This window comes from Bacillus sp. LQ16 (assembly GCF_057784645.1).
Genome location: NZ_CM173491.1, coordinates 3,990,917 through 4,006,576, shown reverse-complemented (window position 1 = coordinate 4,006,576; position 15,660 = coordinate 3,990,917). Strand labels below are relative to the sequence as shown.

At 35.5% G+C, this 15,660-nt stretch carries 18 protein-coding genes; 11 read left to right on the top strand and 7 right to left on the bottom strand.

Annotation, left to right across the window (positions count from 1 at the left end; genetic code table 11):
• Positions 1-15 precede the first annotated feature (15 nt).
• Positions 16-567, bottom strand: coding sequence for a GNAT family N-acetyltransferase (locus AC3EMB_RS20065; RefSeq protein WP_000803479.1), 552 nt, complete (start codon positions 565-567; stop codon positions 16-18).
• A gap of 155 nt (positions 568-722) precedes the next feature.
• On the opposite strand from AC3EMB_RS20065, the gene spoIIM reads away from it, so the two are divergent.
• From spoIIM to corA, 9 genes are all read left to right on the top strand, one after another.
• Entirely contained in the window at positions 723-1,340 is a 618-nt protein-coding gene (spoIIM, locus tag AC3EMB_RS20060; RefSeq protein WP_013142149.1) for a stage II sporulation protein M, read from the top strand.
• Positions 1,341-1,447: 107 nt separating this feature from the next.
• Complete coding sequence (gene fur, locus AC3EMB_RS20055) at positions 1,448-1,903, top strand: ferric iron uptake transcriptional regulator (RefSeq protein ID WP_000392657.1); 456 nt, start codon at positions 1,448-1,450, stop codon at positions 1,901-1,903.
• A 103-nt stretch (positions 1,904-2,006) separates the two neighbouring features.
• Positions 2,007-2,237 carry a YqzK family protein gene (locus tag AC3EMB_RS20050; protein WP_001250432.1) on the top strand — a complete coding sequence of 77 codons (231 nt, stop codon included), beginning with the start codon at positions 2,007-2,009 and terminating at the stop codon, positions 2,235-2,237.
• A gap of 6 nt (positions 2,238-2,243) precedes the next feature.
• Positions 2,244-3,134 (top strand): site-specific tyrosine recombinase XerD, encoded by an 891-nt coding sequence (gene xerD / locus AC3EMB_RS20045; protein WP_000390088.1) that lies wholly within the window; start codon positions 2,244-2,246, stop codon positions 3,132-3,134.
• 144 nt (positions 3,135-3,278) lie between these two features.
• Complete coding sequence (locus tag AC3EMB_RS20040) at positions 3,279-4,022, top strand: FixH family protein (RefSeq protein WP_140155618.1); 744 nt, start codon at positions 3,279-3,281, stop codon at positions 4,020-4,022.
• A gap of 354 nt (positions 4,023-4,376) precedes the next feature.
• Positions 4,377-5,561, top strand: a complete 1,185-nt coding sequence (gene deoB, locus AC3EMB_RS20035) for a phosphopentomutase (RefSeq protein ID WP_016080381.1) — start codon at positions 4,377-4,379, stop codon at positions 5,559-5,561.
• A gap of 12 nt (positions 5,562-5,573) precedes the next feature.
• Positions 5,574-6,395: a purine-nucleoside phosphorylase gene (locus AC3EMB_RS20030; RefSeq protein ID WP_001078446.1), complete on the top strand. Its 822-nt coding sequence runs from the start codon at positions 5,574-5,576 to the stop codon at positions 6,393-6,395.
• A gap of 7 nt (positions 6,396-6,402) precedes the next feature.
• Entirely contained in the window at positions 6,403-7,707 is a 1,305-nt protein-coding gene (locus AC3EMB_RS20025; RefSeq protein ID WP_001243080.1) for a pyrimidine-nucleoside phosphorylase, read from the top strand.
• A 61-nt stretch (positions 7,708-7,768) separates the two neighbouring features.
• Positions 7,769-8,731, top strand: coding sequence for a magnesium/cobalt transporter CorA (gene corA / locus AC3EMB_RS20020; protein ID WP_002026281.1), 963 nt, complete (start codon positions 7,769-7,771; stop codon positions 8,729-8,731).
• Between the two features lie 31 nt (positions 8,732-8,762).
• Here the strand turns inward: corA and AC3EMB_RS20015 are convergent, their stop codons facing one another.
• The gene (locus AC3EMB_RS20015; protein WP_000676248.1) at positions 8,763-10,052 is read right to left on the bottom strand and encodes an NCS2 family permease; all 1,290 of its coding nucleotides are present in this window, start codon (positions 10,050-10,052) and stop codon (positions 8,763-8,765) included.
• Between the two features lie 134 nt (positions 10,053-10,186).
• Positions 10,187-10,858 carry an SIMPL domain-containing protein gene (locus AC3EMB_RS20010; protein WP_001161449.1) on the bottom strand — a complete coding sequence of 224 codons (672 nt, stop codon included), beginning with the start codon at positions 10,856-10,858 and terminating at the stop codon, positions 10,187-10,189.
• Positions 10,859-11,017: 159 nt separating this feature from the next.
• On the opposite strand from AC3EMB_RS20010, the gene AC3EMB_RS20005 reads away from it, so the two are divergent.
• Together AC3EMB_RS20005 and AC3EMB_RS20000 are read left to right on the top strand one after the other, a co-directional pair.
• Positions 11,018-11,437, top strand: coding sequence for a MarR family winged helix-turn-helix transcriptional regulator (locus AC3EMB_RS20005; protein ID WP_001003307.1), 420 nt, complete (start codon positions 11,018-11,020; stop codon positions 11,435-11,437).
• A 99-nt stretch (positions 11,438-11,536) separates the two neighbouring features.
• Entirely contained in the window at positions 11,537-12,082 is a 546-nt protein-coding gene (locus AC3EMB_RS20000) for a hypothetical protein (RefSeq protein WP_000873787.1), read from the top strand.
• A gap of 17 nt (positions 12,083-12,099) precedes the next feature.
• Here AC3EMB_RS20000 and AC3EMB_RS19995 read toward each other — a convergent pair whose 3' ends face one another.
• Genes AC3EMB_RS19995 through AC3EMB_RS19980 form a run of 4 tightly spaced genes read right to left on the bottom strand, consistent with a single transcriptional unit; the run spans position 12,100 to position 15,521 of the window.
• Positions 12,100-13,185 carry an ABC-2 transporter permease gene (locus tag AC3EMB_RS19995; protein WP_488517239.1) on the bottom strand — a complete coding sequence of 362 codons (1,086 nt, stop codon included), beginning with the start codon at positions 13,183-13,185 and terminating at the stop codon, positions 12,100-12,102.
• A 12-nt stretch (positions 13,186-13,197) separates the two neighbouring features.
• Positions 13,198-14,265: an ABC transporter permease gene (locus tag AC3EMB_RS19990; RefSeq protein WP_488517238.1), complete on the bottom strand. Its 1,068-nt coding sequence runs from the start codon at positions 14,263-14,265 to the stop codon at positions 13,198-13,200.
• Positions 14,255-15,136, bottom strand: a complete 882-nt coding sequence (locus AC3EMB_RS19985; RefSeq protein ID WP_069604576.1) for an ABC transporter ATP-binding protein — start codon at positions 15,134-15,136, stop codon at positions 14,255-14,257. The genes AC3EMB_RS19990 and AC3EMB_RS19985 overlap by 11 nt, the downstream gene beginning before the upstream one ends.
• On the bottom strand, positions 15,102-15,521 hold the full coding sequence (locus AC3EMB_RS19980; RefSeq protein WP_000548027.1) for a GntR family transcriptional regulator: 420 nt from the start codon (positions 15,519-15,521) through the stop codon (positions 15,102-15,104). The genes AC3EMB_RS19985 and AC3EMB_RS19980 overlap by 35 nt, the downstream gene beginning before the upstream one ends.
• Positions 15,522-15,660: the final 139 nt, after the last annotated feature.

The following is a 15,660-nucleotide window of genomic DNA, read 5'->3' as shown; positions in this document are numbered from 1 at the left end:
AAAGGCGAGTGTTTTTTAATTGATTTTTGCATATACACGTGCATCACGTAAGCTACCATCTGGTGCTAGGAAATCATTTTCCATTGTACCTTCTAGAATGAATTCTAGACGTTCTGCTAAGCTACATGCATTTATATTTGTTGCATCAGTACGAATTTCAATCCTTCTAGCGCCTAGTTTATCAAAGGCGAACTGAATTGCACCTTTAACAGCTTCGGTCATATAGCCTTGTTTTGTATAGGCACTATGTAGCCAGAAGTGAAGTGAAAACTTTGGAATATCCCAGTTTTCAGGCTTTAGTGTAATTGCTCCGATGAATGTACCAGATACTTTATCGTATAAGTGAAAATCAAGTGTTTCCCGAAGTAAAAACTGTCCGTGAGCTTCGCGAACAATTTCTTCAGCACTCTCTTCTGTTTCAGCGTTAATTGGTATCCACGGTACTAAGTCTTCTAGAGAAGCTTGGATTGCTTCATATACTTCTGCACCATCACCTGGAAATGGTTTACGAACTTGCAAGCGTTCAGTTTGAAATAATGTTGGAAAATCTAATAATAATGGTTTCAAGAGAAATCCCTCCTATTCTCTACTTTTTAGTTTAGCAAAGTAGAGCGGAATTTCAATGTTAATTCGTCATACTTTTTTCTTTCTTTCATACATTTTTAATAAGAGTGTGAACGGAGGGAAGAAAAATGTGGCGAAAAAATTGGCAAGACCGTGTAATGTCTCACATACAGGAAAACTCTTCATTATATATATTTAACGCTGTTTTATTATTGATGGGAGTAATATTCGGAGCCATTCTGGTGAATAGTTTACAAATCAATCAAAAACAAGATTTATCATTTTATTTACAACGTTTTTTTGGACAAGTCTCTAAAGGAGAATTTGCCATTGCGGGCGAAATGTTTCGAGAAAGTTACTTTTCGCAATTAAAATACATCGGATTTATTTGGATTTTAGGGATTTCAATTATTGGATTACCACTTATTTTTATTTTATTATTTGTAAAAGGAGTTGTCGTTGGATTTACAGTTGGTTTTTTAGTAAGTCAGCATGGATGGAATGGACTATTATTAGCATTTGTATCTGTTTTGCCACAAAATTTAATTATCATTCCAGTCTTTCTCGTTATGACAACTATTGCTGCAAGTTTTTCTTTACGGATGATTAGGCATCAATTTATTAGAAAAATAACCGAGCCACTATTACCATTATTAATCCGTTATACATGCTTCTTTCTCGTAATTGGAGTGGTGTTAGCACTTGCTTCTAGTGTGGAGGCTTACGCATCACCAGTTTTAATGAAAGAAGTCGTTGAGGCTATTAATAAAAAATAAATACTTTTTGAGAATAATTATCAATTTGTTTTTATTGTTTTTTCTTTTGACAGAAGCCCTTCTTCTGATATAATGGTGTAAGAGTGGCGAGGAGGGAGTAGTACCGAATGGAAGAAAGAATTGAACGAATTAAGAAGCAATTACATGCAGCGAGCTACAAATTAACACCGCAACGTGAAGCAACAGTTCGTGTGCTGCTAGAAAATGAAGAAGATCATTTAAGCGCAGAAGATGTTTACCTCCTTGTAAAAGAAAAGTCGCCAGAGATCGGATTAGCAACCGTCTATCGAACTTTAGAACTATTATCTGAGTTAAAAGTTGTCGATAAGATTAACTTCGGAGACGGTGTTTCACGCTATGACTTACGCCAAGAAGGTGCGCAGCGTTTCCACCATCATTTGATTTGTACACAATGTGGTGCTGTACAAGAAATACAAGAAGATTTACTTGGTGAAGTGGAAAGGAAAGTAGAACGAGACTGGAGCTTTAAGGTGAAAGATCATCGTTTAACATTCCATGGGATTTGTAAAAATTGTCAAGAAAATGAAACGGATGAAAAATAACCTTTTCCTATTTATCTAGGAAGAGGTTTTTTATTTGAATAAGGTATAAATTGGTGAAAGCTTGGCATATGTTGTAATAACTTATATTTTGGAGGAATTTACAATGCGCCGAGCTTTAAAATTAACTTTTGATGGAATAAAAGTATTTTTATTATTTACAAGTTGTACGATTTTGTTTTATTTCGCTATACTATGGATAAATGAAGAATATGAAAGCTATCATCGTTATGAAAAACCTAAAGAAGAGACTGTAGAAAAAGTATCAGGGAATGAAGAACCGGCAAAGGATGCTTTCGTAAATAGAATGATGTTTTTCTATGAAAATGGGGAGTAGTGTAGAGTGGAAGATCAATTAAAAGATTTTATTCATTATATGGTTGTCGAAAAAGGATTAGCAAAGAATACAGTAGTATCTTATGAACGGGATTTAAAAAGCTACGTAAAGTATTTGCAAAATGTGGAACAGACGAAAACTTTTCATGAAGTGACCCGTTTACACATTGTTAACTTTTTGCAGTATTTAAAAGAGAACGGAAAATCTTCGAAAACATTGGCGCGTCATATCGCATCAATTCGTTCGTTCCACCAATTTTTACTTCGTGAACGAGCGGTAGAACACGACCCATCCGTACATATTGAAACGCCACAAGGGGAACGGAAATTACCAAAAGTATTATCAGTTGATGAAGTAGAGGCGTTACTTCAAACACCAAAAATGACAAGTGCTTTTGGGATTCGTGATAAGGCGATGCTAGAGTTACTGTATGCGACAGGACTTCGTGTTTCAGAATTGATTGCACTCAATTTAGAAGATGTACATTTAACGATGGGATTTGTTCGTTGCATAGGGAAAGGGAATAAAGAAAGAATTATTCCACTAGGAAGTTTAGCAACGGAAGCGATTCAAAAGTATATTGAAAAAGGAAGAAGAGAATTAATGGGGAAAAAAGTAGTAGATGCACTCTTTTTAAACCATCATGGTAATCGATTATCAAGACAAGGATTTTGGAAAATATTAAAACGATTAGCGAAAGAAGCAAATATTGAAAAAGAGCTTACACCTCATACGTTGCGTCACTCGTTTGCTACGCACTTATTAGAAAATGGAGCAGATTTACGTGCTGTACAAGAAATGCTTGGACATGCAGATATTTCAACGACGCAAATTTATACGCACGTTTCAAAAACTAGATTAAAAGATGTATATAAACAGTTTCATCCGAGAGCATAGTTACTATGCTCTTTTTTTCATAGATTAAGAGGGGGAGACCGTTTCACAGAAACTTCACAAACATTTCGTATATTGTTTTCAGCAGAAGACTGGAATATTACAATGTATTTCCTCTATACTAAATAAAGTATAAAGGAGGAAATGATGATGAAAAAACTGATTATAACTTTATTTATCGCGATGCTAGCGTTGGCTGGCTGTAATACAAACAAAGAAGAACCGAAAAAAGAACAGAAACTTGAAGCTATAAAAGTAGCAGTCCAAACAAATCCGAAAGAAATTAAACCAGGTGAAAAAACAGAAGTACAAGCACTTGTTACACAAGGAAAAGAAAGAGTAACGGATGCTGATGACGTAAAGTTTGAAATTTGGAAAGATGGCGACGAGAAACACGAGATGTTAGATGGTAAGCATAAAGGAAAAGGTGTTTATGCAGTCGAGAAAACATTTGAAACTGATGGAGTATATCATATTATTCCTCATACAAATGCACGCGATATGCACGTTATGCCAGAAGAAAAAGTTGCTGTAGGGAATGCGAAAGTAGAAGATGCAAAAAAAGGAAATAGCAATCACAGTGCAGGACATGGAGATCATAAAAGTGACACAATGATCCATCTTATGGCTGGAGACATAAAGGCAAATGCTGAATCTACAATGAAAGTTCATTTAAAGCAAAAAGAAGAAGCATTAACTGGTGCTGAAGTACAACTAGAGATTTGGAAAGATGGTGTTGCAAAACACGAATTTATTCCAGCGAAAGAAGGAAATAAAGGAGAGTATGAAACGAAACATACTTTCAAAGAGAACGGCTCTTACAAAGTGAAAGTGCATGTAAGAAAAGGCGAATTGCATGAACATAAAGAAGAAACAATAGAAGTAAAATAAAAAGTAGCTCTTTAGAGCTACTTTTTATTTTTGTTATGAAGAAATAAATCATAAAAAAATTAGCACTTCGTTGCAGAATGGATTACAATAGAAGTGTGAAGAAAATGAGAAATTCTACGAAAATGTATTAAAAAGAAAGCGTAAACATGTTATGATATCAATATCAGATGTCTGACATCTGACTTAGAAAAAACTAGAAATGTTTTTGAATCGTTTCAAGTAAACGAAATAGGTTAGAAAATGATTTAAAGAAGTACTGTTTGACGATGAGAATTCTTATGGATAACAGTTTCACTTTATAGCGTTTTGAACATACTACAAGAAGTAGAACTGAACTTATAGGAGGTCGCAGTTATGAATAAATATAAACGTATATTCCTAGTCGTAATGGACTCTGTGGGAATCGGTGAAGCACCAGATGCTGAGCAATTTGGTGATTTAGGGTCTGACACAATTGGTCACATTGCTGAACATATGAATGGTTTACAAATGCCTAACATGGTGAAATTAGGTCTTGGTAACATTCGTGAAATGAAAGGTATCTCTAAAGTAGAGAAACCACTTGGATATTACACAAAAATGCAAGAGAAATCTACTGGTAAAGATACAATGACAGGTCACTGGGAAATCATGGGCCTTTACATTGATACACCATTCCAAGTGTTCCCGGAAGGATTCCCGAAAGAATTACTTGATGAATTAGAAGAAAAAACAGGCCGTAAAATTATCGGTAATAAGCCAGCTTCTGGAACTGAGATTCTTGATGAACTTGGTCAAGAGCAAATGGAAACAGGCTCTTTAATCGTTTATACTTCTGCTGATAGCGTATTGCAAATTGCAGCACACGAAGAAGTAGTGCCACTTGATGAGTTATATAAAATCTGTAAAATTGCACGTGAATTAACATTAGATGAGAAGTACATGGTAGGGCGTGTTATTGCTCGTCCATTCGTTGGTAAACCTGGAAACTTTACACGTACACCAAACCGTCATGACTATGCATTAAAACCATTCGGTCGTACAGTAATGAATGAATTAAAAGATAGTGACTACGATGTAATTGCTATCGGTAAAATCTCTGATATTTATGATGGTGAAGGGGTAACTGAATCACTTCGTACGAAGTCTAACATGGATGGAATGGATAAGCTTGTAGATACATTAAATATGGACTTTACAGGTCTTAGCTTCTTAAACTTAGTTGACTTTGATGCATTATTCGGCCACCGCCGTGATCCACAAGGATACGGAGAAGCTCTGCAAGAATATGATGCACGTCTTCCAGAAGTATTCGCAAAACTAAAAGAAGATGATCTATTATTAATTACAGCAGACCACGGTAATGATCCAATTCACCCTGGTACTGACCATACACGTGAATATGTACCATTATTAGCATATAGCCCAAGCATGAAAGAAGGCGGACAAGAGTTACCACTTCGTCAAACATTTGCTGATATTGGTGCAACAGTAGCAGAAAACTTCGGTGTGAAAATGCCAGAATACGGAACAAGCTTCTTAAACGAGCTAAAGAAATAGGGGGATAAACAAATGAATCGTGAACTTATTACAAAATCAGCTTCATACTTAAAAGAGAAATTTCAAGAGACACCACAAGTAGGACTAATCCTTGGATCAGGACTAGGTGTATTAGCAGACGAAATTGAGAACGCAGTAACAGTACCTTACAGTGAAATCCCTGAATTCCCAGTATCAACTGTAGAAGGCCATGCAGGTCAACTAGTATTTGGTACACTTCAAGGTGTAACAGTAGTAGCAATGCAAGGACGTTTCCACTTCTATGAAGGATACGACATGCAAAAAGTAACATTCCCAGTTCGTGTTATGAAAGAACTAGGTGTAGAAACAGTAGTTGTAACAAACGCAGCTGGTGGTGTAAATACATCATTTGAGCCAGGCGATCTTATGTTAATTTCAGACCACATTAACTTCATGGGTACGAATCCATTAATCGGACCGAATGATTCTGAAATGGGCGTACGTTTCCCTGATATGTCTACATCATATACAGTAGAACTTCGCGAAATGGCGAAACAAGTTGCAGCAGACTTAAATATTAAAGTACAAGAAGGTGTATACGTAGGAATGACAGGTCCTGTATATGAAACACCTGCTGAAATTCGTATGCTTCGTACACTTGGCGGAGATGCAGTTGGTATGTCAACAGTACCTGAAGTAATTGTAGCGCGTCATGCTGGTATGAAAGTATTAGGTATTTCTTGTATTTCAAATATGGCAGCTGGTATTTTAGATCAGCCACTTCACCACGATGAAGTAATTGAAACGACAGAACGTGTTAAAGCTAACTTCTTAGCATTAGTAAAAGCAATCGTAAAACAAATGAAGGGGTGACTTCACAATGAGAATGGTGGACCTAATTGCAAAAAAACGTGACGGACATGCATTAACGACAGAAGAAATTAACTTTATTGTTGAAGGATATACAAATGGTGATATTCCTGATTATCAAGTAAGTTCACTTGCAATGGCAATTTTCTTCCAAGATATGAACGATCAAGAGCGTGCTGATTTAACGATGGCAATGGTAAATAGCGGTGATACAATCGACTTATCAGCTATTGAAGGTGTAAAAGTAGATAAGCATTCGACAGGTGGTGTTGGTGATACAACGACACTTGTATTAGGTCCATTAGTAGCTGCTTTAGGTGTACCAGTAGCGAAAATGTCTGGACGCGGTTTAGGACATACTGGTGGTACAATTGATAAATTAGAAGCAGTTCCAGGATTCCATGTGGAAATTGAAAACGATGAATTCATGCGTCTTGTAAATGAAAACAAAATCGCTGTTATCGGCCAAAGTGGTAACTTAACACCTGCTGATAAAAAGTTATATGCACTTCGTGATGTAACAGCAACAGTAAACTCAATTCCGCTTATTGCAAGTTCGATTATGAGTAAAAAAATTGCTGCTGGTGCAGATGCAATTGTTCTTGATGTAAAAACTGGAGCAGGTGCATTTATGAAAACGGATGAAGATGCAAAACGTTTAGCAGAAGCAATGGTACGCATCGGTAATAACGTTGGTCGTAATACGATGGCAGTTATTTCTGATATGAGTCAACCACTCGGTGAAGCTATCGGTAACGCATTAGAAGTACAAGAAGCAATTGATACATTACAAGGTAAAGGGCCGAAAGATTTAGAAGAGCTATGTTTAACACTTGGAAGTCAAATGGTGTACCTTGCTGGACAAGCTTCATCTTTAGAAGATGCACGTGAAAAGCTAATTGAAGTAATGAACAACGGAAAAGCGCTAGAATCATTTAAAACGTTCTTATCAGCGCAAGGCGGTGACGCATCTGTTGTTGATGACCCTTCTAAATTGCCACAAGCACAATTTAAAATTGAAGTGGAAGCGAAAGAAGACGGATATGTATCAGAAATCGTTGCAGACGAAATCGGAACAGCAGCAATGCTTTTAGGAGCAGGACGTGCAACGAAAGAGTCTGAAATTGATTTAGCAGTTGGTCTAATGCTGCGCAAAAAAGTAGGCGATAGCGTGAAGCAAGGTGAATCCCTTGTTACAATTTACGCAAACCGCGAAAATGTTGAAGATGTAAAAGCGAAAATTTATGAGAACATGAAGATCTCTAAAGAACACGTAGATGCACCAACTTTAGTACACGGTATCGTAACGAAGTAATAAAAAAAAGCTGAGGAGATTTCTCCTTGGCTTTTTTTACTATTTTTTGTTTATAATAATAATGGGTGAAATTATGATTAGAATTTGTGCAGTAACAAAAACAGATGAAGTATTATATGATGTTTCTCTAGAAGAAACAAAGAAAGACCATATTGTATGGTATTGGCTAGATTTATATAAGCCAACGAAAGAAGAGTATACATATATTCTGCAAGACCATTTTAAGTTCCATCCCCTTGCAATTGAAGACTGTCTAGAATATGTACAGAGGCCAAAAGTTGATTTTTATGATGGATATAACTTTTTAGTTCTTCACGCGTTTGGAGAAGATGGGCTAGAACCACATGAAATTGATTTGTTTGTTAGTGATCGCTATATTGTTTCTTTCCATTTTTCTCATAATAATGCAATTGAAAGAGTATGGAAAACACTTGGTGAGAAGAGGCGGATTAAGAAAGGGCCTTTACATGTAGCACATACGATCACTGATCAAATTGTAGATGATTATTTCGCACCTGTATATTACATTGAAGATCATTTAAATGCGATTGATGATAATTTAACAGGTGAGACAGCAGGAGCCGTGCTAGAAGAAGTATTTGATATTAGGGCAGATTTATCTAAGTTAAGACGTACAATTATTCCAATGCGTGATTTATTGTATCGTATTTTGAATTCCACTCGTTTTTACGGTATAAGTGATCATGAGATTTATTTTAAAGATATACATGATCATTTACTTAAACTTACGGAAATGATTGAGGCAAGTCGAGAGTTAACGGCGGATATTCGGGATAGTTATTTTTCATTAAACTCACATCATATGAATAACATTATGAAAACATTAACTGTATTCTCGACTATTTTCATGCCATTAACATTTATTGCGGGAGTATATGGAATGAACTTTACGCATATGCCAGAGCTTGGTGGACAATATAGTTATTTTATTTGTCTTCTTCTAATGGCATTAATTGGCGGCGGAATGATGGCCTGGTTTTATAAAAAAGGATGGTTTAAGTAAAAAACACCGAGGATTTCCCCGGTGTTTTTTCTTAACCAATAGCATGTAATACAAACATAGCTAAGAATAAGCATGTAATGATATACATAGATGGTGCGACTTCTTTACGCTTTCCAAGAGCAACTTTTAAGATAGGGTAAGCAATAAATCCGAACGCAATGCCATCAGCGATACTATATGTGAGCGGGATCATGACGATAATTAAGAACGCTGGAAATCCTTCTGAAAAATCGTTCAGAGGAATTTGCTGAATGCTTGTAATCATCAGGCCGCCAATAATAATTAAGATTGGTGCAATGGCACTATCAGGAATTAGTTTGACAAACGGAAGTGCAAACAATGATGCAAAGAATAACAACCCCGTAACGATAGACGTCAGACCTGTCTTTCCGCCTGCAGTAATACCTGCGGCACTCTCTACTGTTGATACGGTAGGGCTTGTGCCAAATAGACCACATGTCATTGCTGAAATTGCATTGGCTTGGTAAGCACGTGGGAATTTACGGTCATCTTCTAATAAACCGTGCAGAAGTCCCATGTTCTCAAAAATAAGCACCATGCTTAAGGAGAATGTTGCAATCCAAAACGGTAAGGAAGAAAGTTTGCCAAATGACATAGCTCCAAACACATCGCCGTAATTAGCGAATGAGAATGAACTATTTCCGATTTGACTTGTATCAACAAGGCCAAATAGCCATGCAATACCAGTTCCTATTGCAATCGTCCATAAAAAGTTTCCACGTACGTTACGAATAAATAGTACAAGTGCAACGATAAGAGTAAGCACGGTCGCAAGAACGACAGGGTTACTTAATTTACCCATTGCAACAGCAGTATTTGGGTTCGAAACGACTAAACCACCTTTTTGCAATCCGATAAACGCTAAAAATAATCCGATGCCGACAGTAATTGCTTCTTTTAATGACTTTGGAATTGATACTGATAGCACGCGAGCGATTGGTGTAAAAGCGGCAATTGCAAAAATAATACCAGAGATAAAGACAGCAGCTAATGCTTCTTGCCAAGTTAGTCCAAGCGTATGCACAGCTGTGTACGTGAAGAATGCATTTACACCCATACCAGGGACAAGAATAGCAGGCGCATTTGCCCAAAATGCCATGAGTAGACATCCGACAAATGAACTGAAAACAGTTGCTAAAATTCCAGCTTCAAGAGGAATGCCAGCATCGGATAAAATTGACGCATTTACAATCATAATATATACGATCGTGAAAAATGACGTAACTCCAGCTAAAACTTCTTGTTTTGGTGATGTTTCGTGTAAACCTAATTTAAATGTTCTTTCAAGTATTCCTTTCATGTTAAACCTTCTTTTTCATATCCCTCTCCCACCCGTGATATCTCTTTCGTAAGAGCTCACCGTCCTTTATTATATCAGAACATCATGTTTTTACAACAAGGAAAATGATAACGTTTACTTATAAATGAAATTATTTATAAATACGTAAAAATTGCCCGTATTGTTGAAATAATTTCTAATTCTCCCGATTGAATGGGTGGAGCTGCTTGCGCATGTAAAGTAGCATAAGACGTAACCTCCCTTGGTAATTGGGCAGATTCTTCAACGAATGAGAGGGGAACAGGATTAATATTTAAATTATATGTACTCGCAATAGCACGAGCTTTTTCTACTGCCTGGTGCAGAGCTTGAATGAGAGCTTGCTCATAATATTTATTTGGATGAGATACTCGGAAACGTAAACCTTTTGCTACATTTGCGCCATTTGAAACGGCTATATCATATACTTCCCCAGCTTTTTGTACATTTAAAACGGTAATTTCATACAAATGCTCTACACGGTATCCTTGTAGCAATGCTTTATCATTTACATATTCGTATTGAGGAGTAATTGTATAAGAAATCGTCTCTATATCTTTATCGGCAATACCAAGCTGTTTAAGTGCATCCAGCAATTGTTTGGATTGCACTGCATTTTCTTCTTGAGCCTGTTTTACATTTTTATCATCTGTTCGAATGCCGAGTGTTAATATAACAACATTCGGTTTTGCTTTTACAACACCTTCTCCTTGTACAGTAATAGTAGCTTCTTTACCAGTATTAGCAGTGCGTACGTTGTGTAAATAAGGATTCATTCCACCCTGCATTTTCCATCACCATCCTTTTTATATGTATATGTGTGAACAAAAAAGAAATTTATATGAAAAAAGTTACATAAATGAGAATGTTGAGGAAAGAAAGCATATACAACATAGGTATTTATAGATTATAATATGTGTAAATATGATAAAAAAGGGACGAGGCTATTGAACGAAAAAAGAGAAACGCTGATTTTAGATTTATCTGCATCATTTCGAAAAATGATACGTTTATTACAAAATGATATTAATACACGTTTTGCAGAACATATGCCATATAATGAATTTTCTGTATTACGTGCGTTATTTTTAAACAGTCCACAGATGGCTTCGCAAATTGCGAGTGAAGTAAACGTAACCTCCAGTCATATTACAGCTGTTACAGATCGTCTCGTACGAAAAGGATTAGTAGAAAGAAAACGTTCTAATTCAGATCGTCGAATCGTGTACTTAGAAATTACAGAGCACGGAAGAGAAGTAACTGAAAAACTTGAAGCTGTGCGTAAAGAATATTATAAAGAGAGATTTAAAGGTTGGAGCGACCAAGAAATAGAAATGGTCTTAGAACTATTTGGCCGCGTATTATAATAAATGAGGATAGGAAGCGAAAGCACTCCTATCCTTTTTCTTTTGAATAAAAATATTTTGAAACTCCGATACTTTAATTAAAAGATCGGAGGAAAGATTATGAAATATATTGCTGCACTTACCATTTTATTTGGTAGTTTTTTCTGTTTTCAAACATTCACGTACGCAGATACGCCTATCCAAGTGGTGCGAAAAGAAGTGAAGTACATCGAAAACGATAATACAGTCTTATATTCAAAATTATGGGTTCGTTCTATGCAAAACGCAGTATTATTCCACCATAGCGATAATATTCGTAATCGGGACACATTACGTAATGTAACAAGTTCATCGCTTGTTAAAGCGAAGCAACTATCTTTTCAGAAAGCAGCACTTTATATACCGAGACTATCGCAATACGTATCAAAAATAGGGAAAGAAAACATTCAAGTGTACTACATTGCGATTCACTATAATGTGAAAAAAGAAAATGCATATCAATTAGATGGCATGAACTATTTTCTACAAGTATTCGTAAAAGAGCGTGGGGAATGGAAAATTGCCGAAAGTGTAGTTGCACCGACAGAGCAAATTGTGCAAAATGGTGATGGATTTGGGATGAAAGAAGAGATGGTGTATGGGGATAGGAGAGAGAATGTGAAATAACCTCCTTTTAAAGGAGGTTATTTCACACGCCAAGAAAATTTAAATTTTAATAAGCGAGATAATAGTAGGTAGACTATCGTACTGGTCCCTATAAAACCAATATAATAATTTAAGATAGAACGACTTCCGCCCGCTGCCATTCCTCCAAACATTCCAATAAAGATTACACAACATATCATACATAGTGTTTTAAGCTTCGGATATAAGAGAAAGTTTCCGTTTTGTTCATTAGGTGATCTTGTATATAAGTACATTCCTAAAGGGAATAGAATAAGTATATTTGCAATTGGACCGGTAAGTTTTGTTGCTGAAGGAATATACGTAAAATTAGGTTCATCATGACGTACGCCTTGTTGATCAGTATAAGCACGTTGAGGATCGTAATTAAAATTAATATTGAATCCACGAACGGGCGCTAAAATACTCATTTTTTCTATTGCTGAACCGTAACGATCTACATTTTCCTCCGTATAGACGGTATGATTGGAGGTAAGTCCAACCGTATGAATAGAAATAGCTCCGGCAATTAGAGTCGGCAAAATAAAAGGGAATCCAAGTATAGCAACACTGAAGAATCCTTGTGAAATCATATTACCAGCAATTGTTCCTATGCATAATGCAAGTGTATAGATAGCAATTAAGATGATAACCATGTACAAGAAGTAAGTATGAAATGGTGAAAATATTTGATACTTATTATGAAAGGTTGTCTTTTTCATAATAGCAAAAAGTCCCCAATTTAGTATAACGATAGCTACAATATTACACACACCAAAAAGCCATTTCGTTATGAAGAGATGTTTTCGTTTAAATGGCATAGACCATAAAATGTCACTTGATTCATTTTGACGTTCCCATCCAATAAGAATGCAGGCTAATATAATAAGGAGTCCTCCTTGAACCATGATAGCATCGGGAAGTGAAAGTTGATAATAGTATCGGTATATATATTTCCATTCATTATGTTCATGAAAATATTTTAATTGCTCGGCAGCTGCTAAATAGTATTTATATGATAGTACATAAAAACTTACTAACCAAAATAGCCAAACAATATATTTACTTTGTTTGTAGGTATGCACCCATAATGCTTTTTGAAACATAGGATCTCTCCTTTAAAAAACTTTATAGTTTGTAAGACGTGATAATATAAAATAAGTGACGATTCCAAATAACAAGAATCCAACATAGTAACTAAATAATAAATCAAAACTTTTTAACATTTGCCCACCTATTAATGCAAAATAAAAGGTAGTACACCACATCCAGAGTGAGTTGTATTTTGGAAAAAGGAAAATTTTCTTATTATGTTCATTAGGTGACCTTGCATAGAGAAACATCCCAATAAGCAAACTGAAAATTGTATAGAAGATAGGAACAAGTATTATTTTTGCAGAGTAATAACTATGAAAAGTAGGTCCCCTTTGTATTACTTTTCCATGATCTTCATCTGATTGGGCAGTAGGGTGGTAATTATAACTAATTGAAAAGTCTAATATAGCGCTTGAAATGTTGGTTTTTTTATTGAATTTATAAGCGTTTTCGAAACTTGTATAACTTTTATTTTCGTGTATTGCTTCAGCATGAGCTGTAAAGAAAAGGAGTAAGAGTGAAAAGATTCCCATTCCCATTATGCAAAAAGTAATGCTGAAGATGCTTTGTGAAATAATACTGCCAGTAAATGTACCTATACATAAAGAGACAGTATAGATAGCGATATATGTGAAAATTGCATACAAGAAATATCGATGAAACGGTTCGAAAGATTGATATTCAAAGTGAATCGTAGATTTATAAATAAAATACATAAGACCCCAATTGATTAGAAATGATAGTACAATGAAAAATCCACCGAAAACCCACTTCGATAAGAACATATCACGTCTTTTAAATGGAAATGTCATAAGTGAATCTCCATTTTGATTACTTCGCTCCCAGCCAATTAATATACAGGATAGGATAATTGTAATAATACTTAACCAAAAGCTATTAGAAGAATGAAAAGAATAATGATAGTAGAACTTTTCTTCACCTATTTTTTCTGGATGGAGAAAGAGAGACTGTTGAGTTTCTGCTGCTTGATAGTATTCGAAAGATAAAAAATAAAGTGAACTGAAGAGAAAAAGTAACACAGCATATTTCCCGCGCTTCCAATTCCACATCCACAACGCCTTATGAAACATACCCATCCTCCTCCAGTGTCGTGACGAAGACATCTTCAAGTGACATTGTTAATTCTTCAATGAGTATAGGTTGCTCTTTATAAAACTTCTCAAGCGTTACAGCTACATTTCCTTCAATTAAAATCGTATATACTTTTCCCGTTTGATTTAATATTTTAATATTGCTTAAGTTTTCTAGTTTTTGAGGTAATGATCGTTCATAAGCAACTTGAATTTTAGCAAATTGTGATTTTGCATCGTCTAGTGATGTAATAGAAGATACGGTATGTCCTTTTAATATGATGATTGTATCTGCAATTTGTTCAACTTCATCTAAATGATGGGTAGATATGAAAATGGTAATCTCTTTTTCTGCAACTTCTCCAACGAGAAACTGTAAAATCTGTCTTTTAACGATAGGATCAAGTCCGTTTGTTGGTTCATCTAAAATAATATATTCTGCCTGTGCAGCAACAGCTAAAATGATGGCAAGCAGTGCCTTCATTCCTTTTGAATAACTACGAATTCGTTTGTTTGGTAAGTTGAAACGTTCTAGTAGTTCGTAGAAATATGGTTCATCAAATGCGGTATAAACTGCTTTATAAAACTTCACGATTTCTTTTACTGTATAACCGTTCAGTATGTTAGTAGAATCCGGAACATATACGATTTTTTGTTTCGTTTCAGGATTTTTATGGATGTCGATATCCTCATATGTAACAGTTCCCTCGTCTGGGTCTAAAATGCCGACCATCGTTCGTAATAAAGTTGTTTTTCCCGCGCCGTTTCTTCCAAGTAATCCGACGATACTACCTTTTTGTAATGTGAAAGAAACATCGTCTAAAATTGTTTGATTATCAATTGTTTTCTTCAAGCTTGTCACTTTCAACATCCGTATTCCCTCCAATCTCTTTATAGTATGAATCTATCCAATCATGAATTTTATCTTTCGTAATACCAAGATAAGAGGCTTCTAATAGTAATTGATGAAATTGCTTTTCAACCATAGCGATTTTCCTTTCGTCTAATGTTGGGGTAATCGATTGGGATACAAATGTTCCTTTTCCTCGTAACGTTTCAATAATTCCTTGTCGCTCTAACTCTTGATACGCTTTACTCACTGTATTTGGATTTATAACGAGTAAAGAAGCGAGTTCGCGTACAGAAGGAAGTTTATCACTTGGAGCCAACATGTTTTTCAATACGAGTTCTTTTATATTTTGAACAATTTGTTCCCATATCGGAGTGTTGCTTCTTGGGTCAAGTTGAATATGCAAGAGCAATGTCTCCTTCCTCATATGTATTAAGTGTACTACTATGTGTAATACACTTAATACAATATAGGGGGCGAATGTATTTGTCAACTGAAAATAATAGAAAAAATTGGTATTAAAAAAAGGAGAATTGGAAAAAATA